Consider the following 21,745-nt stretch of genomic DNA (forward strand, 5'->3'; position numbering starts at 1 on the left):
TCGTTACTGTGCTTGCGGGGCGCTGTCTTGCCCGGCTGAATCTTGTCCACGACGGGGAAGCCCCAGCCGCCACACACGCGCCATAACGACGTTGCGCGTGGTTCCCAATTCCTCTGCGATCCGGTCCGCCGCAAAGCCTGCCTTCCAGTGCCGCTTGAGATAATCCTGCCTCTCGCTGGTCCAATCGAAGGGCGCGGGAGCCGCGGATGGCCTTTGCACGGAGGGGGCACCGTCCACCGCCGCTTTGCGTTCGATCGCAGCGATCTTCATGTTCGCCCGACTGATCTGCTCCATCAGCTTGTCACGCTTGGAACGATAGACATTGAGGCGGTTAGGCCCATCCTCCACGCTCGTCCCGCCGCGCTCATGATCCCGCAACTCCTGTTTCAGCGCATCGCGGCGGGTGATGAGCTGTGCGAGGTCTTCAGGGATTGGCGGTGTGGGGCGCGGTGCCTGAGCTTCTCGGGCGGGCGAAAGGCCGAATTTAGGTGTTGGGAGTTCGCGGACTCTGGCTGGCTCCACTGGCTTCGCCTCAGCGACAGCAGGGAGCTTCGCCAGTTGCTCGTTGGCGACTTCCAGCTCCGTCTCGAGGGGGGCAAGCCGGTCACGCACCGCGTGCCAAGCTTTGCTCCAGGCAGGCAGCTTCGCCTCCTGTTCCTGCAAATCGGCGATCTGCGCCTCGATACTGGCCTTGCGGCGCAGGAGCTTGGCGCGGGGATCGGTCGGCAGGGGCGGCAGCACCACGATTGGTGTAGGCTCTGGTGAAGGGATGACTTGGGGCTCTTGCGCCTCGGGCCTTGCTGCAGGCTTTGCCACCGGAGTGGGAATCGAGGAAACGCCAAGCCGCTGGTTGATCAGGTGCAGCTCGTCCTGCGCCTTCTTCAGCAGGTCCTGCACTTCGAACCATGGCTGTGTCCACGGCGAGTGGCTGGCCTTGAGCGCCTCGAGATCGAGCACCCGCGCATCGAGGTTGGCCTTCTTGCGAAGCCAGATCTTGCGGAGGCTGGGCAGCGCTGTTTGCTGTTTCGGTGACGGTGACGGTGACGGTGACGGTGACGGTGACGGTGACGGTGCCAGTGCCGGTGCCGGTTCAGGTGTTGGCGCTTGGGAAGGCGCAGGCGAAAGGGTTGGTCCCGATGGTGGGCATGCAAGGGGGGCGGCGGCGATCGACGGAGCTGGCACAGTCTGTGGTTGGGCGCGTGGCTCCGGTAGAGCGGGTGTGGGAGTCTGTTGATCTTTATTGTTCGTGGGATCCGCAGTCGGTCGGGCCAACGCCGCTATGCGATGCTCCAAGTCTCTCCGCTCTGCGAGATTCGTGGCAAATTTCGGCGAGCCCGGCCGGAGTTTTTCGCCCTCCTTGACGACGAGGGCCAGTTGCTGGACGAGGTGATCCCGCTCGGAACTTTGGCCCGAAGCAGGGCGCTTTGGCATCGGAACAATCTTGCGAAGGGAAGGCCGTGGCCCCCCAGTGCGAATTGAGTCCATCTCGGCGTCTAACTCGGCAAGCGACGCGTTGTAGTGACTACGCCGCTCTTCTAACGGGCCACGGATTGCCTCGGTCATTTCGCGGGATGCAAGTCGGGCAACGAGGCGGTCTAGACGCCGCTGGACCTTGTCACGTAGCGCTTGCAGGCGAGCAAGCTCATCGAGCGCAGCCGGTGTGAGCTTGGGGAAGGGCGGTTTGGTTGGGGAAGTCGGAGGAATCTCCGGCGCGGTCTTTTCTGGCTGTAGCTCGTTGACAACCGTCACATTGTCCGAGGTCGGCTTGCGCTCCTTCAGCTTGGTCAGGAAATCCTGACCGAATACTGGCGCCGTTGATTTTGGCAGTTGCTTAAGAGCGTCTTGCTCAGCGGCAGCCTTACGTGCGCTTTTCGAAGGCGTCTGAGCCAATCCCGTCATGATCGCTTGGACCTTCACCGGGTCCGCGCGCGCCGGAAGTTTGTCAGCATTGATCGATCTGTCTTTGCCCGCAGCTCGTGCCTTCTTGGGGAGATCGCGGGCTTTTGCTACCACTGGTTCCGCTGGCTTTTCCTCACGGGCACGTTGCGCTTCATGTTCACGCTTGACGCGCTGCTCCGCAAGCTTGCGGATATCGCCTGCGTGCTTTTGTTTGAGACTGATGCCCCCACCATGGATCCACAGATTTTGGATCTGGCTGCTAGCATGGCGCGCGCGCCAATTGATGGTAAACAACGGCTCGACTTCGATCAGGGCGTCAGTGTCCTCCCACAACATTTCCTCGGCAGCATCAGCTCTGCGACGTTGAAGTGCGCGCTCGGCCAGCAAGTTTGCTGTCGCCAACTCATGATCAGTCTCAATGTCGGTCATGAGATTTGAAAGGGCCAGCCGCTCCTCAGGAGATTCACACATCAGACGGCGGCGGCGAAGTTCCGACAATTCGCGATCAAGCCGACGATCCGAGGCTCTCAATCGCGCGTCGATGGCTTCGATCTGCCGCTGCGCCTGCTCCTCCATACCAGCGAGATCACGGTTCATCATGCGCTGAAATCGGGCATAGAGATCGCCTTCCCGCTCGCACATAAGGTCATCGAGAAGTTCGGGTGGCTCGATTGCGCTTTCGGTCAGGTTCTTCCACCCACAACGTGCGAGCGTTTCCGCTTTGAAGGGCAGGATTATGTTCTCGTTCTCGTCACACGCCACGATGAGCTTCGCCGAGAGTAGGTGATGCTCGTTCTGAATGGTGCCGCGCGCTGCCATGAGCCAACCCTCACGGCCGCGGAAACTGGCGACGTGGTAATAGGGACCTTCGTAGGTCCTTAGATCGAATTCGAGGCAGAGAGGGGCCTGTCCGAACTCGGGGAACATAGTGTCAGGCAGCCTCCGCCATGTCGCTTGTGGTTGCGCCGTTGCGCACGGTCCAGCGGACGGTGAAGAGGACATCCATCTCGGGCTCGCAATTCAGCAGCGCGGCCATCTCGTCGAGCCGCTCGTTCACGTCCTTGCGAGCGGCTTTCATGATTTCATGCTGACGCATGAAGAGATCGTCGCGCTCTTCCTGTTTGGCCGATGTTTCGCGCAGGACCTTCATGCGATCCTGCATCGACAGCAGAGGGGAGAGCTTTGCCTTGTTCAGATCGCGTATCTCTTCGTCGAGATCGGCAAGCTTGGCCTGGATCTCGATTTGCTGGTCCTTGGCATAGCGATTGAGGCGATCCTCTTCGGCCAGCAGCCAATTGAAGTTCTCGGTCTTCTGGCGATGCGAGAATTGTCCGAATGCCTCGGCTACTTCTTGGCCAAGCCGTTCCTCGGGAGCCGCATTGGTCGCTTCGCCCTCCTCGACGGCGGGAGCGAAGAAGAGTCCATCTGCGACCCCCGATGGGATGACTGTGCCGTCGTCGGCAATTGCGACGACGATGATCTCTTCCTTCGGTGCCCCCTTAACCGGCATTCGCGCCCGAATGACCCGTAGCCATCCACTCTGCCCGTCAAGATTGAAGACACCGCCCAGACGGCCTGTGTAGGGATAGGCTGCAGGATCGAAGGTCATCGCGATAGGGGTGCCAGCAAATGACTTCGTCCTGGCCTGTTCGATCAGCTCGGCCCCAAGCCCGTCACTGATGCGGAAGAATTGCCAGTCATGTTCGTCGGCCTCCTTCCACTGGGTCGACCAGCGCTTGCCGGCATGCTCGAACACAGTTGCGTCCTCGGTGGCAAAACGTGCGTCAGAAAGCGTCCCTTTGGCGACTATGAGCAGGCGCCGTTCAAGCTCGGGTATGATGTTCGCAATCGCTTCGCCGCGCCGCTGAAGCTTCTGCACGACGACAGCGTCCATGTTCTCGAGCACCTTGGCTCGTGCATCCTGGATTGCCTCGTCGATGCTTCCTTGGATCTTCGCGGTGAGTTCGTCGAACTCCCGGTCCGCTTCTTCCGCGCTGCGACAGCGCTGCACGATGTCGAGAACCTCGCGCTCGAAGTCGATGCCATCGGCGAGAATGCCAAGCACATCGTCAGACGCACCGAAAACCCCCTCGAACAGGTGCAGCTTGTTCTGGAGCAGCTCGAGAATGCGCTCTTCGGTGCGGTTCTTGAGGTTCAGCATGTTGACTACTGTGACGTCGACAAGCTGACCGTAACGGTGACAGCGACCAATGCGCTGTTCAACGCGCTGGGGGTTCCAAGGCAGGTCGAAATTGACCAGCAGGGAGCAGAATTGCAGGTTTATGCCCTCAGCGCCGCTTTCGGTGGCGATGAGGATCGTCTTGTCATCACTGCGGAAGGCATCGACCAAGGCAGCCTTCATATCGGCCGTTCTGGAACCGGATACCCGGTCGGTGCCGGCATGCTCGTCCCGCCATGCCTGGTAGATCGCGCGGCTTTCGGGATCCGCATTGCTTCCGTTCAGGAGCACTATCTGACCATCGTAACCGTTGTCGGACAGGAGCCCATGGAGATACCGTTGCGTGCGAACGCTCTCGGTGAAGATCACTGCTTTCCGCTTGCCGCCTTTGGCTTGGATCTCGTCAAGCACCAGCGGCAGGTTCTGAACGAGTTTCTCCCCCTTGGCATTTGCGCCGATCGACAACGCGAGATCTCGCATCTGTTCGACATATTCGATCTCGTTAGCGAGCTGGACAGGGTCGATCCGTTCCTCATCGTCACCGTCGTCAGGCTCGACGTTTTCGAATTCCTCGGAGAAGGTGTCTTCGAAGTCGTCGGTCATGTCCGCCGAGGCCCGCTCCTTGGCCCGGAGGCGGTCGAGCAATGTCGTCAGATATTGCGCTACTGCGAACGTCGATGAACCAAGCTGTTTACGAGCTTGGAGAACGACCAGATGATTGATGCGTCCACCGTAGGCTATTGTTGTGGCATCCTGCAGATACTCGGACAGCATCTCGTAAAGTTCGGCCTCGGTGTCGAACGGCTCAAATGTGAACGTCGTGGCATGACGCTGCCGGAAATTGATGTGCCCGGCCTCTTGCACCTGTCGGCGCAGCGTTCGGTGACAGATAGACTGCAGGCGCTCACGCAGGATCTGCTGTGCGGCAGGTGTAGCATTGGCTCCCGTGAATTGCGCCTTGAAGGCATTTGTGCCGCCAAAGTGTGTTTCATCAATGATGGAAACCAAACCATAAAGCTCCATCAGGGAGTTCTGCAGGGGTGTGGCCGTCAGTAGAATTTTGAAGCTGTCGGATAGAGCTTCCTTGATTGCTTTTGCGCCTTTGGCCCCCGCCTTGCTCCAGACGTTCCGCATCCGATGGGCCTCGTCACAGATGACGAGGTCCCATCTTGCTCTCCGAAGATCGTCGGCCTTTCGGGCAGCAAATTCGTAAGATACGATCTTCACAAGGCCGTCATCTTCGAACGGTCTTCTGCGACCGCCCTTGACGAGATCGTTGTAGGTTTTGCTTTCGAGAATTTCACTGCGAATGCCGAACTTTTCATAGAGCTCAAGGCTCCACTGTTTGCGCAGTGAAGCTGGCACAATCAAAAGTATCCTGCGCCGATGCTCAGCCCAGCGCTGTGAGATCACCAAGCCAGCTTCAATGGTCTTGCCCAAGCCCACCTCATCGGCAAGCAGAACACCTTTCGAAAATGGTGACTGCAAAGCAAAGAGCGCAGCATCAACTTGGTGTGGGTTCATCTCGACCCGGGCCGAGGACAGCGACCTGGAAAACGCATCTTCGTCGGCTCCCGCAGTAGTCAGCCGGTGAGCCTGATAATGAGCATGTAACGAACTATACGTCATGTGAAGCCATGGTTCTTTTTCGTGAGCTTGCGCATCAAAGATTACCTTCTACCCGCTTAAGACGTGATCGTAATGAGTCGACAACGCGTTGCCTCCCCTGTCGGTGACTTGCCGCACATCTTGCAAGTTTTCTCCGAAAATGGTTTCAACTCTGCAGTCCAGCTTAGCCTAAAATCTGATGCCCATGACTGACTCGTCCACCGCTTGAACTGGCCGTAATGGTGGCAAGGACATTGCATTGGTGGTCTCAATCCTCGGTATACCTCAGAAATTTTGCCCCGGCGTATAGGCAGCACCCGGATGCTAAGCTGAGCGGCCGGCTAGGACTTGTCGGTCCACACCAGCCGAGCTTTGACTCATCTGATGATTTTGCGGACGTCGATACCAAAGGGGTCGTTGAACTCCCATCGACCTTGTCCCTCCCAAGCCCAGCCTTTCTGCTGGTTGTCTAGGATTTCGCACAACCCCTTGTGCTGATCAAAATCCTTCGGGTTCCATCTCGTAACGGCATACTCAATGACTGGCACATGCCCGAAGCCGCGATTGAGGCATGCGATGAAGTAGTCCGCGGCACGGTCTCGCGACTCTGCAACCGCGGTAAATGGCTCGACGAGATTGATGTCGGAAATCGTGAAGAGTTTCATGCTATTACTCGCTTCGTTGTTGATGCGATTGTTATAAAATGAATGATCAATGGAAGCGGGTGGGAAATCGATATTGGCTGATTTCCCAAACGCATGGATTGTAGCCACGGTGGTGTCGGTCTTGTTAAATTCGAGCCCAAGTCGTCATTGCTACAATGGAATGGTAACCAGAACTCTGCATTCGGGTCATTACGAGCTGCTTGCTCCAGGGCTATGATGGTGGCTCGTGCACAATTAACACGGATACGAGCGGTCGTTTCCGTATATCCCGCCAACCAACCTTTCAGAGCCAAATGCCGAGAAATCTGCGTAGGTGTAGCTTTTACAGGAATGACCTGTGCCTTGTGCTCGACTATTACGGCCCTTCGACGACGGTCTACAATCGCTGGAGCCGGTGGTGCCGCCCAAGCATCTGGCTCCGTATCCTGGCGGCGCTGACCGAGGAAGGCTGGATCGCGGAGACCGGCCAGAGCGACAGCAGCTACATCAAAGTCCACCGCAGCGCCGGTGGTGCAAAAAGGGGGGGCGGGCCAATGCCATTGGCATTTCGTGTGGCGGCAGGACAACGAAGATCAACGCGCTCGTCGATGTCCTCGGGCGACCACTCCGCTTCGTCCTGACGCCTGGCAACACGTCGGATGTGAAAGGGGCTGACCTACTGATCGGCAAAACCGTCGGAATGGAACGGGTGATTGCCGACCGGGGCTACGACGCCAACCGCAACTGGGCTGCCTTGCGCGAGCAGGGCACAATCCCCGTGATCCCCGGTCGACGCAACCGTAAGTGCCCGATCCAGTATGACGCACGTCGATCCAAAAACCGTTGGCGGGGCGAGGCCATGTTCTGCCGCCTCAAGCCCAAGTTGAACAGTGCCTTCATAGAACGGATTTTATATCAATAGGATACGCGAGTGTGCGCGGGTGTTACCACTACATTTTGCGGCTGATGTGTGGGACGCGCGAACGCGCGGCGGAGCTTACGTTGCGGTCTGCTCAGCAATGTTGGCTGGGAGTGCGATGCCGACAGCCTTGAAGACGTTGCCCACGTCACCTGTGACGTGCGTGCGTGTGGTAATGGCCTTGCCATCCTTTTCGATGGTGGCCTGCTGGAGACGATCGAGATCGTTGAGAAGCGGCTGCCATTCGGGCTGGAAGCCCTTGTCCTGGCATAGCCGGGTCAGTTCCTTGGCGAGCGTCAGGGCAAGGAACGAGACGAAGACATGGCCGCGGATCGCGGCATCGGACTGATGGAAGATCGGCCGGGTATCGAAGCTGGCCTTGGCCACGCGGAACAGGGCTTCGACCTGTAGCAAGTCTCGATAGCGGATGACGGCCTGAAGCGGGGTGATCCGGGCATTGGTGCGCAGGACACTGATGCCGTCGAAGCGGGCCTCGTCGGCGAGTTTGCCCAGATCGATTTCGAAGCTCTTGCCGCTGGCTTTGAGATAACGCCGATAGGCCGAGTTACCGACCAGCGCCTTGTCGCCCTTCTTGAGCTGGGCCTGGAGCCCGTCGATGATGGCCTGACGGTCCGCCTTGTCCTTCTTGGCTTCGGCCTCGTTCAGCGTGACGATGTAACGCTGGGTGTCCTTGCCGCTGCCGACACGGACCTCCTTGACCCACAGCTGGGTCTCGCCTGCCTGCCGCTCGAGCACGAGCGGAACCATCGGAGCAGTGTCGTTCAACACGACATCGCGGATGACGCTGCTTGATCGCTCGCGGGCGCCGAGGATGTATTCCATGCCCAGCTCTTCGAGTGCGGCAATAGTGTCGGCGCTGATCATGCCGCGATCGGCCACGACGCAGGACCGGGTAATCCCGAAGCGCGTACGCAGGCGCGTGACGATGGGCAGGAGGACTTTCACATCGGCCGTATTGCCCGGCACCATCTCGGTGCAGATCGGCCGCCCCTGGGCATCGATCACCACGGCCAGGATCATCTGCGCAAGCTCGGGCCGGTGATCCTTGGAATGACCACGCCGCCCCAGCGTGTCACCGCCTGCGCCGTAGAACGATAGTGAGGTGGTATCCATGAACACGAGGCTCAGATCCGTGAACAGGTCCCGGCGCCTGTCGAACAGCTTCTCCTCGATCACGTCCTTCACGCATCGGGGTGCCAACGCGCCTTCAGCCTTCTCCTCGATCTCCTCGCCCAGCCAGGCCATGGCACGGTAGAAGTGATGGAGCGCCAGATCCTCAACTCCGTCGATGGCATAGCTCTTCATCCAGTCGGTGCACGCCCGGTCCGAGCCTGACACGAACAGCCGGTGCAACATGGCAACGAAAACCGCGCGTTCGACATCAAAGCCAAATCCACGCCCTGCCGCCACCTCGGCCAGCACGGCATCGACACCAAGCCGCTGCCACAACCGGCCAAACAGCAAGGGGCCGCCGATGCGGTGGGCGGTTATCTTGCCATCATCGATGTCGGAAAGGATGATGCTGCGTTCGGCGTGCCGGGCAATCGAAGCTGCCAGCCTGTCCAGTTCGCCACTGGCGGCAAGAGCATCCTTGCGGCCCAGCGCCTTGATGGTGCGCTGACGAACGACCTTACCCTCGCGCACGCTTTCGACGAGATAGAGGTAGCGGTGGCCCCGGGCGACTCGTTCGACAACAAACATGCATGTGTTGTTATCGCCGACCTGCACAATACTCCACAGAAACACCACGTTCAGCGCAAATGTTGTTACTACACCCAATCTCCGCGCCAAATCCACATCACGCAAATTCAATCACTTACGAAGCAATGTTCGACACCTGTTCCAACGTCACTGTCCAACTTGGGTCAAGGATTCCCGCCGTATCGCAACCCGCTACGACAAGCTCGCCAGAAACTTCCTGTCAGCCGTAAGCCTCGCTGCCGCCGTGGCCTTCTGGGCGTGATTGGGTCTCAACGCTAACCCGGCGTCAGGCAGAGATCTCCATCTTCCAGTCTATTAACAGACTATAAAATACCCGGAGCCGGCACTCAAATCTGGGCAGCATCAGTCCGCTCGCATTCGAAGTCAAGGTGACTTATTGAGATGGGTAACCGGCAAAAAACCTTTAAAAGTCCACTGGATTGGCTTCATCCACATAGTCTCAATCCGACTATCGCCTTGCCCTTTTTTGACGACTTCTAGAGATTTACTTAAAATATCCATTCAGATCGACAATGACCGCAAAGAGCCTTTGTCTTTTTTTCTTTGGCGGAAAGGCCCGTAGCGAGCAAAGAAACACCTCCGGTCAGCAATGCACCTGTGGCTTTTGCCCCGCTGATTCCCTGCTTCTTAGACACAGATTGCGTGTGAACTTTGCCCTTAGTTGCGCAGTGAGGACAGATCAAAGCAGGGTTGATCGGTCCGTGGAAAATTTCGTCTGAGGCGAGCTGACGAGCCGCCTTTCTTGCAGGGGCATTTCTTCTCCGCCTTCTCCTTTCCGATCTCTCCGACGCAATTTGCTTTTGTGCCTGTTTCAATACCTTCAGTCGCTCTTGCTCCGCCAACTGCTCTGGTGTTGGTGGAAAGAAATGACCATAAATGAGCAATAATACAAAAGTGGACAGTATCACGCCCAAAATCCATAAAACGGTGTGCACTCTTTTCTCCTTGTTTTGGATATGAGCTTAGAGCTAGCAAAAATCCCATTTATTGAACAAATCAATGCCATTGATTGGACGAAACATGAATTGGAGGGATAGTTAGACCGCAAAATCAGCAAAGCATATGACTCTGCAGTGACTTATAGCGCCATGATCCGAACTGCCAGTCCGAAGAACTCTATCTGATGCTACCCCCGCATCGTTCGGTCTGAGGTTTTCCCAGAAAACTCACATCTAACTTTCTTGGGCAATCGAAATATCGCCGTCGGAAAATCCTGAACCAAGATAAACTCTAGCGCTGCCCAAGGCTAGTGACGTTGATCGCTATCCTGCATTTTGATCACAATGTTGCAGTGGCAGCGCCGCTCGTTCCGACCATCGTCGCCTCCTGTCATCAAGATTAGGATTGAAGGTGTCCAGAAATCTAGGGGCTACTCAAACAGCCCGCTATCTGAATCGCGTCCGCGTCAAACTGGAAGGGGCCGGCTCACAGCGGCGAGCCGGCCCCTTCATCAATGCTGATCTTGGTTTTGGCGCAATCCCAAGTTGGCGGCGGCAAGCTCGGCGAGCTGCTCGTCGCGATCGATCAGTTGCTCGTGCGCATCGTTCAGAGCGCAAACGAGGTCGCGCTTGGTGTGCCGTAACATCCTGACCAAAGCCCGATCCGCTATGACGATCCTGCTTCTGGGCCTTTCCGTGGCATGAGCATGATAGAGCACTATGGTTTCCGGGTTGCGCAAGATCGTGGACGTTGCAACAGGCTTGGCCGCAGGATCGAGGAGTTGCGTCTCCCGATGGATCGTTGCAAGCGTAACGGGCATTAATGGGATGACCCGCCCTGTCCTTCCATCCACAGTCGAGCGATCAAGAAGGAGGATGCAATGAGCATACGGAACAAGCCAAGAGATGCAGCCGTGTTCGGCATCGACATCGGCAAGACGGTCTTTCACGTCGTCGGCCTCGATGCTTCTCACGCACCGATCCAGAAAGCCACCTTCAGACGGGAGACGTTGCTGCAGTTCTTTGAGCGTGCGTCGCCGGTGTTGGTGGGGATGGAAGCGTGTCCCGGTTCGCAGTGGCTTGCGCGCAAACTTCAAGCGATGGGTCACATTGTGCGGATCGTGCCGGCACAGTTCGTGAAGCCGTTCGTGAAGTCGAACAAGAACGATATCATCGACGCCGAAGCCATCGCAGAAGCGGTAACCAGGCCGACGATGCGCTTCGTGGAGATCCGGTCGCCGGAACAGATTGACCTGCAGGCTCTGCACCGCGTCCGGGACAGGATGATCGCTCATCGCACGCGACTGATCAGTCAGATGCGCGCCTTTTGCCTGGAATACGGCATCGCAATCCACCAAGGTGCCGGCAAGTTCAAAGCCGACATGCCACGGGTGCTCGGGGATATGGACAATGAGCTCACGCCCGCCATGCGCCGAATGCTGACTGAGGTATTCGGGGAACTCGGCGATCTCGAACAGCGCATCGCCGCCATGAACCGCGAGATCGAAGCTATCGCAGCGCGCAGCGATACGGCCCGTCGCTTAATGACTGTACCCGGTGTCGGCCCACTGGGGGCCACCGCCTTGCTTGCATCGGCCGGCACGGGGCGTCAGTTCCGCAAAGCTCGCGATCTGGCGGCATGGCTTGGGCTCGTGCCACGGGAGTACTCTACTGGGGGCAAAACGAGGCTGCTCGGCATCAGCAAACGTGGCAACAAGTACCTCCGGCGCATGATCATCCACGGAGCTAGATCCTGCGTGACGCATCTCGACCGAAGCCGGGACCGCCTGGGGCCATGGCTTGATGGGCTGGAACGCCGAATGCATAAGAACAAGGTCACCGTCGCCTTGGCAGCCAAGATCGCCCGCATCTTGTGGGTCGTGCTGACGAAGCCCGGTGCCAGTTACGAGCGGAGGGATCCAGCCTTCGGCTGATCTGGACCGCTACAGACTGCGAGGTTCGTGAGCGTGATGACGAAACAGTTGACCTGCGTATCGTAAGCTCCGTCAAAAAAACGGGCTACCAGCCCGAAGCATTTATCCGAGAACGATACGCGCGGATCTCATCAAGGCCTGGCCGCAACAGCGGTCCACTCGCGAGAGGCCGGATACATTTGTGCAGACTGGCACCGTCACCACCGATCGACCCTTGCATGGACAGGGCGGGTCATACATTTTTTGTCAAGAAGACTGAAAATGGCACCTCGGACGCGAGCAACGGTCGACGCACTGCGAGTTTCTGCCGAGCGGTCCAATGCGTCCACCGAACGTCGCGACACTTTGACCGTGCGCTTCACCCCTTAGTGCCTGATTCAGAAGTTTCTCAATTCCAGCAATATCTTGCGGTTCGGCGCGTGAGCATTCGGATTGAAGCTATGAGTGCCCATGCGGTTGAAGACGCGATGGACTTTTCCCAGTCCTTGGCAAGGCGTCGGCAGCGGCCAAGCCATGCGAAGGTTCGCTCTACAACCCATCGGCGTGGTAGCACCTCGAAGCCCTTGGCTTTGTCGGAACGCTTGATGATCTGGATTGTCCACCTGCCCATGCCGACGAGAGCGGATCGTAGTTTGTCGCCGGCATAGCCGCCATCAGCGAACACATGGCGCAGCCAGGGGAACCGCGTGCGAACAGCGGCCAGCACATCGACAGCACCGTCGCGATCCTGAATGTCGGCGGTGTGGACGAGAATCAAGATCAGGAAGCCGCAGGTGTCTGTCAGGATGTGCCGCTTGCGGCCTTTGACCTTCTTGCCAGCGTCAAAGCCCGTAATTCCGCCACTTTCAGTGGTCTTCACCGACTGGCTATCGATCACTCCAGCACTCGGCGAGGCTTCGCGTCCTTCGATTCCCCGCAAGTTCATAACCAGCACGGTGTTGATGGCTTCAAACAGACCGGCATCGCGCCAGGCGTAGCGCATGCTCTTCCGGTCAGCGCCTATCACACGACACGCCCGCCGCTCACTCATCCCCAGGAATGCCTGGAGACGTGCGACCGCCTCTCGCTTGGCAGCGGGCGTCACCAATAATGGGATGACCCGCCCTGTCCTTCCATCCACAGTCGAGCGATCAAGAAGGAGGATGCAATGAGCATACGGAACAAGCCAAGAGATGCAGCCGTGTTCGGCATCGACATCGGCAAGACGGTCTTTCACGTCGTCGGCCTCGATGCTTCTCACGCACCGATCCAGAAAGCCACCTTCAGACGGGAGACGTTGCTGCAGTTCTTTGAGCGTGCGTCGCCGGTGTTGGTGGGGATGGAAGCGTGTCCCGGTTCGCAGTGGCTTGCGCGCAAACTTCAAGCGATGGGTCACATTGTGCGGATCGTGCCGGCACAGTTCGTGAAGCCGTTCGTGAAGTCGAACAAGAACGATATCATCGACGCCGAAGCCATCGCAGAAGCGGTAACCAGGCCGACGATGCGCTTCGTGGAGATCCGGTCGCCGGAACAGATTGACCTGCAGGCTCTGCACCGCGTCCGGGACAGGATGATCGCTCATCGCACGCGACTGATCAGTCAGATGCGCGCCTTTTGCCTGGAATACGGCATCGCAATCCACCAAGGTGCCGGCAAGTTCAAAGCCGACATGCCACGGGTGCTCGGGGATATGGACAATGAGCTCACGCCCGCCATGCGCCGAATGCTGACTGAGGTATTCGGGGAACTCGGCGATCTCGAACAGCGCATCGCCGCCATGAACCGCGAGATCGAAGCTATCGCAGCGCGCAGCGATACGGCCCGTCGCTTAATGACTGTACCCGGTGTCGGCCCACTGGGGGCCACCGCCTTGCTTGCATCGGCCGGCACGGGGCGTCAGTTCCGCAAAGCTCGCGATCTGGCGGCATGGCTTGGGCTCGTGCCACGGGAGTACTCTACTGGGGGCAAAACGAGGCTGCTCGGCATCAGCAAACGTGGCAACAAGTACCTCCGGCGCATGATCATCCACGGAGCTAGATCCTGCGTGACGCATCTCGACCGAAGCCGGGACCGCCTGGGGCCATGGCTTGATGGGCTGGAACGCCGAATGCATAAGAACAAGGTCACCGTCGCCTTGGCAGCCAAGATCGCCCGCATCTTGTGGGTCGTGCTGACGAAGCCCGGTGCCAGTTACGAGCGGAGGGATCCAGCCTTCGGCTGATCTGGACCGCTACAGACTGCGAGGTTCGTGAGCGTGATGACGAAACAGTTGACCTGCGTATCGTAAGCTCCGTCAAAAAAACGGGCTACCAGCCCGAAGCATTTATCCGAGAACGATACGCGCGGATCTCATCAAGGCCTGGCCGCAACAGCGGTCCACTCGCGAGAGGCCGGATACATTTGTGCAGACTGGCACCGTCACCACCGATCGACCCTTGCATGGACAGGGCGGGTCATACATTTTTGTCAAGAAGACTGAAAATGGCACCTCGGACGCGAGCAACGGTCGACGCACTGCGAGTTTCTGCCGAGCGGTCCAATGCGTCCACCGAACGTCGCGACACTTTGACCGTGCGCTTCACCCCTTAGTGCCTGATTCAGAAGTTTCTCAATTCCAGCAATATCTTGCGGTTCGGCGCGTGAGCATTCGGATTGAAGCTATGAGTGCCCATGCGGTTGAAGACGCGATGGACTTTTCCCAGTCCTTGGCAAGGCGTCGGCAGCGGCCAAGCCATGCGAAGGTTCGCTCTACAACCCATCGGCGTGGTAGCACCTCGAAGCCCTTGGCTTTGTCGGAACGCTTGATGATCTGGATTGTCCACCTGCCCATGCCGACGAGAGCGGATCGTAGTTTGTCGCCGGCATAGCCGCCATCAGCGAACACATGGCGCAGCCAGGGGAACCGCGTGCGAACAGCGGCCAGCACATCGACAGCACCGTCGCGATCCTGAATGTCGGCGGTGTGGACGAGAATCAAGATCAGGAAGCCGCAGGTGTCTGTCAGGATGTGCCGCTTGCGGCCTTTGACCTTCTTGCCAGCGTCAAAGCCCGTAATTCCGCCACTTTCAGTGGTCTTCACCGACTGGCTATCGATCACTCCAGCACTCGGCGAGGCTTCGCGTCCTTCGATTCCCCGCAAGTTCATAACCAGCACGGTGTTGATGGCTTCAAACAGACCGGCATCGCGCCAGGCGTAGCGCATGCTCTTCCGGTCAGCGCCTATCACACGACACGCCCGCCGCTCACTCATCCCCAGGAATGCCTGGAGACGTGCGACCGCCTCTCGCTTGGCAGCGGGCGTCACCAATAATGGGATGACCCGCCCTGTCCTTCCATCCACAGTCGAGCGATCAAGAAGGAGGATGCAATGAGCATACGGAACAAGCCAAGAGATGCAGCCGTGTTCGGCATCGACATCGGCAAGACGGTCTTTCACGTCGTCGGCCTCGATGCTTCTCACGCACCGATCCAGAAAGCCACCTTCAGACGGGAGACGTTGCTGCAGTTCTTTGAGCGTGCGTCGCCGGTGTTGGTGGGGATGGAAGCGTGTCCCGGTTCGCAGTGGCTTGCGCGCAAACTTCAAGCGATGGGTCACATTGTGCGGATCGTGCCGGCACAGTTCGTGAAGCCGTTCGTGAAGTCGAACAAGAACGATATCATCGACGCCGAAGCCATCGCAGAAGCGGTAACCAGGCCGACGATGCGCTTCGTGGAGATCCGGTCGCCGGAACAGATTGACCTGCAGGCTCTGCACCGCGTCCGGGACAGGATGATCGCTCATCGCACGCGACTGATCAGTCAGATGCGCGCCTTTTGCCTGGAATACGGCATCGCAATCCACCAAGGTGCCGGCAAGTTCAAAGCCGACATGCCACGGGTGCTCGGGGATATGGACAATGAGCTCACGCCCGCCATGCGCCGAATGCTGACTGAGGTATTCGGGGAACTCGGCGATCTCGAACAGCGCATCGCCGCCATGAACCGCGAGATCGAAGCTATCGCAGCGCGCAGCGATACGGCCCGTCGCTTAATGACTGTACCCGGTGTCGGCCCACTGGGGGCCACCGCCTTGCTTGCATCGGCCGGCACGGGGCGTCAGTTCCGCAAAGCTCGCGATCTGGCGGCATGGCTTGGGCTCGTGCCACGGGAGTACTCTACTGGGGGCAAAACGAGGCTGCTCGGCATCAGCAAACGTGGCAACAAGTACCTCCGGCGCATGATCATCCACGGAGCTAGATCCTGCGTGACGCATCTCGACCGAAGCCGGGACCGCCTGGGGCCATGGCTTGATGGGCTGGAACGCCGAATGCATAAGAACAAGGTCACCGTCGCCTTGGCAGCCAAGATCGCCCGCATCTTGTGGGTCGTGCTGACGAAGCCCGGTGCCAGTTACGAGCGGAGGGATCCAGCCTTCGGCTGATCTGGACCGCTACAGACTGCGAGGTTCGTGAGCGTGATGACGAAACAGTTGACCTGCGTATCGTAAGCTCCGTCAAAAAAACGGGCTACCAGCCCGAAGCATTTATCCGAGAACGATACGCGCGGATCTCATCAAGGCCTGGCCGCAACAGCGGTCCACTCGCGAGAGGCCGGATACATTTGTGCAGACTGGCACCGTCACCACCGATCGACCCTTGCATGGACAGGGCGGGTCATACATTTTTTGCGAGAAGATCCTTCAGGCCAGCGTTGTCCAGCATGGCCTCGGCCAGCAGCCGCTTCAGCTTGGCGTTCTCGTCCTCGAGCGCCCTCAGCCGCTTCGCGTCCGACACCTCCAGGCCGCCATACTTGGCCTTCCAGTTGTAGATCGTCGCTTCCGACACACCGTGCCGCCGGGCCAGGTCAGCGGTCTTCGCACCCGCCTCCGCTTCCTTCAGCACGCCAATGATCTGCTCTTCCGTGAACCTCGTTCGCTTCATCTGTCCGTCCTTCCAATGGCCGGACTCTAATCAAGCTTGGAGGAAAATCAGGGGGTCACGTCACAGGCGACGAAACTGCTCCACGCCTACAGTCGCCACCTCAACGGGTGGGACGCCCAGTTTGGGGCAGCCGTCGAAATCTCAGCGTGGCTTTTGCACGGAAATAAGATCACGCTCCGAGATGAAATGTTTGCAGGCAAGTCCGGCATTGCCCACTGTTGCGAAGATGGCATCTGGCGCGTTTTCCCGCCTAGCTTGGTCCCGCGTTCTGAATCTGGCAACACAGCAGGCCGAGGATTTTTGCCGAAGCCGGACTGATGAGACCCAAGGCGGGTCCAGAGCCTAACCACCTTCATTCTCGTCCCCGATCCGAGCTGCGACGTGTGCCCGCAATGCAGTAAGCCTCGATTTTCTTTCAGATCGACGTCGTTCGACCTCTTTTGCCGATGCCTCGCCCAAACTTACCAGATCGTTGGACAATCCTTCGGCAAGGTTTCGCCGCTCCTGCGGAGTTCCATCGATCCAGAGCGCACTGACTTCGGCCACCAAAGCTGGAACATTGCGGGTAACCATTGCGGCCAGATCTATCAGCCGGACGTCGAGTTCATCTTCGTTTGCGAGCCGGAGCAACGCTGCACAGCTTCTGCGGGCCGAGTTAAGCTCTCTGTTTGCGCCGACCAGCTGTTCCGCTTTTGCCCATGCCGCTTGGACGACAGGATCGGATTCCAATGGCCGATCGCCTTCGTCAGCGAGTTCTGGCTGTCGCGGGTCATTAGCGGCGCAACTTGATGTCGTCGGGGAGGGGTGGTCCTTTACCGCACCAGTTTGGTGCAAGAGTGCGTTCGCCACCGTCAGAAACAGCAGCAACCCCGCCGCTGCACCGGCAATCTCCGGCGCTGGATACCCCGCTTGGTTTGCGGCGTAACTCACGGCAAGGGCCGTCCCGACTCCTAATGCGGCGGCGCAGGTCACTTTGATGGCTATAAGCACAAGGGCAGCGATCAACGGAGCCAGAGCTCGGCCCAGAATGATCATCAGAAGTCCGGCAATGATCCAGGCAATGACGGTCATTCGATGCACCTCAGGACTGAACGCTCGCACCAGCTCTACATCGTTTTCGGTCCGTTGGCTTCTTCGTGGTGGACAGCACCCGTTTCTCCGTCCATTCCCCGAGCACGGAAGATTAGTGGGGGATTCCAGCGCGATGCTTGACTGGCAAGCTGCACTAGAGCGGCAAGCACTTGCTGAGTGGCGTGACCGCCAAGTTCTGGCTGCCTACCACCTGCTTAACAACCTTGCCGACGAAGCGCGCAGCAGGTTCGAGTCCAGCCTTGATCAGGCAAGCCTCAAGGACAGCGTATGGGACCCGGCAAATTTTGCGGATCACCGCATCGATGCTTTGATGTGTGAGGCTGTGCCGAGCGCACTGGAGCGCCTGTTGCAATCCGCTGGCCGCGAGCTCGCGGCCATTTCGCCGACCTTCGAGCCCTATGGCAACGCGCTCTCAGCAAGCACGGGATTTGATTTTCCAATTGCTGCCGTAAGCGAGGATCAGGCGCACGTGAACCGCGATCTTGTCGGCGGTTCGGGTTCGTCGGATGGTTCGACGGCCGAAGTCTCCCAATCCGAAGCCTCTACCTCGAGCAGTTGGTCACTAGGGAATCTCACGCTTGTCCGGAAGGTCAGCGAGCTCGGGGAAATGGCGGCAAATGCTGTTTGGGAAGCAGGGGTCGCCGCTGAGCGAACTTTGCAGACGCGTGCCGGCCTGTATGAGCGCCTGCGTTCTGCGGCTGCTGTTCGGATCGGCACGAGATGGATGGGCAGCGCTGGAGACCCTCGACCGGTTCTCGCGCAAGTGACCGATCTGATCGATAGCGTCTGCGGTGAAGCAAGGGCAAGTATTCAATGAGCATTATACAGACGGCCGGGCGATACGCGCTTAAGCACGCGTCCAAGGAAGTGATCACGTTCATTCAGACCGGGAAGGTCGGGCCGTTCGGATCAATGCTCCGAGACATGTCCACGGGGAAGGTTGTCGGCTACATGCAGGAGACGCGCGCCATGGCGGCGCTCGTCGCCTTGGCAAATCCTGCAACGGCGCCCGTCGCCGCCGCCTATCTCGGCGTAACCGCGGTGCAAAAAACATTCGACACCAGCCGGACCGCACACCGGATCGAAGATGCCGTAGCGGCGCTAGGACAGAGCTCCAATCGAGTAGAGGCAAGCTTAGGGCGAGTGGAAGGCGGCATCGCCCGCATTGAAGACAAGCTCGAGCCCATGTCGGGCGGCATTGATCATCTCCGCAGCGGCGTGGACGTGCTGAATGACATGGGTATTGCCAATTTGGCCCTCGGAGCAGCTGGTATCGGTGTGTCGATGGCCGGCTTCGCCATGGTATCAGCCAAGATCGATGGGGTTAGGCGTGCCGTCGATGACGTGGCCAATTTGATTCACGCAGTGAGTGCGCAGATCGAGGAGGTCCGCCGTGACATCATCGAGACTGATTTCTCCGCTCTAAAAACGATCGCCGAGCAGATGGACGAGGCTTGGTTGTTGACCGATGCGGGTCGCGCCGAGCGTCAGTGGCACGACGTGGCTCGCGAGGCGCACCGGCTTCAAAACAGGTTTGCTGGACGCGCCGAATATCTGCTTGCGGGCCCGGATGGATACGCGCCGGCGGATCCGATGCTGGACGCTTTCGCGCTTGCGTCGGGTCTGCGCTTCTCTGCTCTCGCGGCCTGCAATGAAACTGCGGCGAGCAGCGAAGCAGCTCGCGATGCATCGCGCACGCTACAGAATCTTACAGGACGACTCGGCCTCGCCGATCTCGCCCGACAAGAGGTTGAGGCCAAAGCGGTCGAGCCGGGCAGTCAGGCTTGGTCGCTCGAGCTTACCAGTGCCAGCGAAAGAGCCCGACCCGTTGCGCGCAAATTGCGCGACCGAGAAGCGGCACTCGCAACCCGGCCGGCACCGCTTCTCGCGATCGAAGCACAGGGCATCTCGCCCCGTGACTGGTTGCGCAGTGCGCAGGAGGAAACCGAGGCGCCGGTTCTATTCATGCCGGCGTCGGAGGGCTGAGGCTTAGGCGTTTCGGCGTTCTCGCGGAGAAGACTTCCCGGCGCTGATATGTCGTCCGAATGCCTCGCTTCGGCAGCGGCACCTCCTAACGCCTCGGTATAACCGACGGAATCCAGCACCGGCGGATCGGCGGCACCCCGTTCAATGAAAGCTCGGCGCTCTAGGACTTCTCGATCCTGGGGCACCGAGCGTGATATCACCCCACGATTTAGCGGACGTCGATGTCAAAGGGGTTGGCGAACTCCCACCGCTCACGTCCCTCCCAAGTCCACACTGTTCCTGGCTGCCCGAGAACTTCCCGCAACCCTTTATGGTCGTCGATGTTTTTGGGGTTCCACAGGGTCACGGCATATTCGATCACCGGCACGTGCCCGAAGCCGCGATTGAGGCATGCGATGAAGTAGTCCGCGGCGCGGTCTCGTGACTCTGCAACCACGGTAAATGGCTCGACGAGATTGATGTCGGAAATCTTGAAAAGTTTCATGCTGTTACTCGCTTCGTTGTTGATGCGAGTGTTATAAATTGAATGATCAATGGAAACGGGTGGGAAATCGAGGTGGGCTGTCTTGCCAAGCGCATGGGTCATAGCCAAGGTGGTGTTGGTCTCGTTCAACTCGAGCCGGCATCGTCATTGCTAAAATGGAATGGCAGCCAGAACTCTGCATTCGGGTCATTACGAGCTGCTTGCTCCAGAGCTATGATGGTGGCTCGTGCGCGATTGACACGTATCCGAGCGGTGTTTTCCGTATACCCCGCCAACCAACCTTTCATAGCCAAATGCCGAGAAATCCGCGTCGGAGTAGCTTTGCCAGGACCGAGCTGCGCCTCAAGCTCGACTATTGCTGTCCAAATATTGGCCGCGAAAGCATGCCAATGCCCCCCATATTTTCGCAGCCAATGTGGTCCGCCGTTCGAAGTCCAATAATTCAGCTCCGGTCTGTTCCATGCCCAACGGATTGCATCCCAGCTGCCGCGTTTCATACGTTCGACATCTAAAGCATGAAGAAAGTCGGGCGCCAGCTCTGCTGGCTGTCTTTGAGCACGCTGGCGTGCGCGTTGCGCCGCTTTGTTTCGTTGCCACCGGATCTGCTTTTTTGTTCTCTCAGCTGGTTGGCTCAAGATGATGCCTCAAGGAAAACGCGGACGCGATTCTGTAACGAAAGCCAAAGTGTTTTAGAGGAAAACGTGGTTATTGGGTTCGGCTCCTCGCATCATCTTAAAGGAGCCTATTGGAAGGCTAAATGCCAAGACCATCCATTCTACATCTTTTCCGGCTGCACGTGCCGCAGCCAATGCCGTCGCAACACTGCATTTCGGCGTTGTTGTTCAGCAAGTTAGTATTGAAGACGTCCCCGATGACTCCGATGTCTGGCTTCCGTGGGCTGCTATTTGCGCCTGCTCCTCGTGCATGAGAAATCTGTCCGAGGAGGATGTGGACGACTGGTATACCGTCTGCGTCCTTGCTTCTGAGATTGCCGCTCTTCGTGCATCTGGACGGACACGGATGAAGATGTGGCCAGGAATTGCTGCTGAGGGTGAGAAACTGGCGTCCCTGCTGATAACGGAAGTTTTTGACCCTCGCGAACCACTGGCAGAGCTTTCGAGATGGTTGAAGGAGCAACTGTCCAACCCGCCGCAGAGCTCGGAAATCTTCGGTGCGACTGCTGAAGTCAAGAGGCTGTGGAGGGTGGCGTGGGACATCGTATGCACATACGCCAAGGAAATCGAGGAACTGACCAACATATTGGCCACCGAAGGGTTTCTGGATTTTGGTGAACTGCGGCTTTGGTGGAACGGGGTCAATGCTCTCGAGGACGCTTAGATCGCGTCCAGTGTTTGGAAGCCATGAGCAGATTTGTCTATCTGGTCTCCACAGTCTGTCTTCTTATCTGGTCGGTGCGGTAG

At 58.5% G+C, this 21,745-nt stretch carries 16 protein-coding genes and 4 pseudogenes; 8 read left to right on the plus strand and 12 right to left on the minus strand.

From position 1 onward, the window contains the following. Window positions 1–3 precede the first annotated feature (3 nt). From AC3WLM_RS12050 to AC3WLM_RS12060, 3 genes are all read right to left on the minus strand, one after another. Window positions 4–2,718, minus strand: a complete 2,715-nt coding sequence (locus AC3WLM_RS12050) for a GcrA family cell cycle regulator (protein ID WP_492477480.1) — start codon at window positions 2,716–2,718, stop codon at window positions 4–6. Between the two features lie 112 nt (window positions 2,719–2,830). Next, a complete protein-coding gene (locus tag AC3WLM_RS12055; RefSeq protein ID WP_492477481.1) occupies window positions 2,831–5,707 on the minus strand; it encodes an SNF2-related protein in 2,877 nt (958 codons plus the stop codon). 356 nt (window positions 5,708–6,063) lie between these two features. Then, window positions 6,064–6,459 (minus strand): hypothetical protein, encoded by a 396-nt coding sequence (locus tag AC3WLM_RS12060; protein WP_162895860.1) that lies wholly within the window; start codon window positions 6,457–6,459, stop codon window positions 6,064–6,066. A 289-nt stretch (window positions 6,460–6,748) separates the two neighbouring features. Here AC3WLM_RS12060 and AC3WLM_RS12065 point away from each other — a divergent pair, with 289 nt between their 5' ends. Then, window positions 6,749–7,252 (plus strand): transposase, encoded by a 504-nt coding sequence (locus AC3WLM_RS12065; RefSeq protein WP_492477482.1) that lies wholly within the window; start codon window positions 6,749–6,751, stop codon window positions 7,250–7,252. A 75-nt stretch (window positions 7,253–7,327) separates the two neighbouring features. On the opposite strand, the gene AC3WLM_RS12070 is transcribed toward AC3WLM_RS12065, so the two are convergent. After that, window positions 7,328–8,971: an IS1634 family transposase gene (locus tag AC3WLM_RS12070; protein ID WP_492476953.1), complete on the minus strand. Its 1,644-nt coding sequence runs from the start codon at window positions 8,969–8,971 to the stop codon at window positions 7,328–7,330. A 166-nt stretch (window positions 8,972–9,137) separates the two neighbouring features. On the opposite strand from AC3WLM_RS12070, the pseudogene AC3WLM_RS12075 reads away from it, so the two are divergent. Then, a pseudogene (locus AC3WLM_RS12075) lies at window positions 9,138–9,233 on the plus strand (IS5/IS1182 family transposase); the annotation flags it as partial. 247 nt (window positions 9,234–9,480) lie between these two features. Here AC3WLM_RS12075 and AC3WLM_RS12080 read toward each other — a convergent pair. Together AC3WLM_RS12080 and AC3WLM_RS12085 are read right to left on the minus strand one after the other, a co-directional pair. Next, window positions 9,481–9,927 (minus strand): hypothetical protein, encoded by a 447-nt coding sequence (locus AC3WLM_RS12080; protein WP_492477483.1) that lies wholly within the window; start codon window positions 9,925–9,927, stop codon window positions 9,481–9,483. 515 nt (window positions 9,928–10,442) lie between these two features. Then, the gene (locus tag AC3WLM_RS12085; protein ID WP_492477484.1) at window positions 10,443–10,751 is read right to left on the minus strand and encodes a hypothetical protein; all 309 of its coding nucleotides are present in this window, start codon (window positions 10,749–10,751) and stop codon (window positions 10,443–10,445) included. Between the two features lie 60 nt (window positions 10,752–10,811). Here AC3WLM_RS12085 and AC3WLM_RS12090 point away from each other — a divergent pair, with 60 nt between their 5' ends. Further along, complete coding sequence (locus AC3WLM_RS12090) at window positions 10,812–11,864, plus strand: IS110 family RNA-guided transposase (protein ID WP_039338337.1); 1,053 nt, start codon at window positions 10,812–10,814, stop codon at window positions 11,862–11,864. Between the two features lie 388 nt (window positions 11,865–12,252). On the opposite strand, the pseudogene AC3WLM_RS12095 reads toward AC3WLM_RS12090, so the two are convergent. Beyond that, a pseudogene (locus tag AC3WLM_RS12095) lies at window positions 12,253–12,840 on the minus strand (IS5 family transposase); the annotation flags it as partial. 171 nt (window positions 12,841–13,011) lie between these two features. Between AC3WLM_RS12095 and AC3WLM_RS12100 the strand changes: the two are divergent. Then, window positions 13,012–14,064, plus strand: coding sequence for an IS110 family RNA-guided transposase (locus tag AC3WLM_RS12100; protein ID WP_039338337.1), 1,053 nt, complete (start codon window positions 13,012–13,014; stop codon window positions 14,062–14,064). A gap of 387 nt (window positions 14,065–14,451) precedes the next feature. On the opposite strand, the pseudogene AC3WLM_RS12105 reads toward AC3WLM_RS12100, so the two are convergent. After that, window positions 14,452–15,039, minus strand: a pseudogene (locus tag AC3WLM_RS12105) (IS5 family transposase); the annotation flags it as partial. 171 nt (window positions 15,040–15,210) lie between these two features. Between AC3WLM_RS12105 and AC3WLM_RS12110 the strand changes: the two are divergent. Beyond that, window positions 15,211–16,263 carry an IS110 family RNA-guided transposase gene (locus AC3WLM_RS12110; RefSeq protein WP_039338337.1) on the plus strand — a complete coding sequence of 351 codons (1,053 nt, stop codon included), beginning with the start codon at window positions 15,211–15,213 and terminating at the stop codon, window positions 16,261–16,263. Window positions 16,264–16,498: 235 nt separating this feature from the next. On the opposite strand, the pseudogene AC3WLM_RS12115 reads toward AC3WLM_RS12110, so the two are convergent. Both AC3WLM_RS12115 and AC3WLM_RS12120 read right to left on the minus strand, forming a co-directional pair. After that, window positions 16,499–16,762: pseudogene (locus AC3WLM_RS12115) on the minus strand (transposase); the annotation flags it as partial. A 342-nt stretch (window positions 16,763–17,104) separates the two neighbouring features. Next, on the minus strand, window positions 17,105–17,833 hold the full coding sequence (locus AC3WLM_RS12120; protein ID WP_118072281.1) for a hypothetical protein: 729 nt from the start codon (window positions 17,831–17,833) through the stop codon (window positions 17,105–17,107). A gap of 133 nt (window positions 17,834–17,966) precedes the next feature. On the opposite strand from AC3WLM_RS12120, the gene AC3WLM_RS12125 reads away from it, so the two are divergent. Beyond that, window positions 17,967–18,671: a hypothetical protein gene (locus tag AC3WLM_RS12125; protein WP_118072280.1), complete on the plus strand. Its 705-nt coding sequence runs from the start codon at window positions 17,967–17,969 to the stop codon at window positions 18,669–18,671. After that, complete coding sequence (locus AC3WLM_RS12130) at window positions 18,668–19,840, plus strand: hypothetical protein (protein ID WP_118072279.1); 1,173 nt, start codon at window positions 18,668–18,670, stop codon at window positions 19,838–19,840. Before AC3WLM_RS12125 ends, AC3WLM_RS12130 begins: the two co-directional genes overlap by 4 nt. A gap of 208 nt (window positions 19,841–20,048) precedes the next feature. Here AC3WLM_RS12130 and AC3WLM_RS12135 read toward each other — a convergent pair whose 3' ends face one another. After that, complete coding sequence (locus AC3WLM_RS12135) at window positions 20,049–20,453, minus strand: hypothetical protein (RefSeq protein WP_492477485.1); 405 nt, start codon at window positions 20,451–20,453, stop codon at window positions 20,049–20,051. Continuing rightward, the gene (locus tag AC3WLM_RS12140; RefSeq protein ID WP_492477486.1) at window positions 20,450–20,959 is read right to left on the minus strand and encodes a hypothetical protein; all 510 of its coding nucleotides are present in this window, start codon (window positions 20,957–20,959) and stop codon (window positions 20,450–20,452) included. The genes AC3WLM_RS12135 and AC3WLM_RS12140 overlap by 4 nt, the downstream gene beginning before the upstream one ends. 73 nt (window positions 20,960–21,032) lie before the next feature. Here AC3WLM_RS12140 and AC3WLM_RS12145 point away from each other — a divergent pair, with 73 nt between their 5' ends. Next, entirely contained in the window at window positions 21,033–21,662 is a 630-nt protein-coding gene (locus AC3WLM_RS12145; RefSeq protein ID WP_162895855.1) for a hypothetical protein, read from the plus strand. Window positions 21,663–21,745: the final 83 nt, after the last annotated feature.

It is taken from the genome of Novosphingobium sp. FW305-C-30-35, assembly GCF_058783135.1.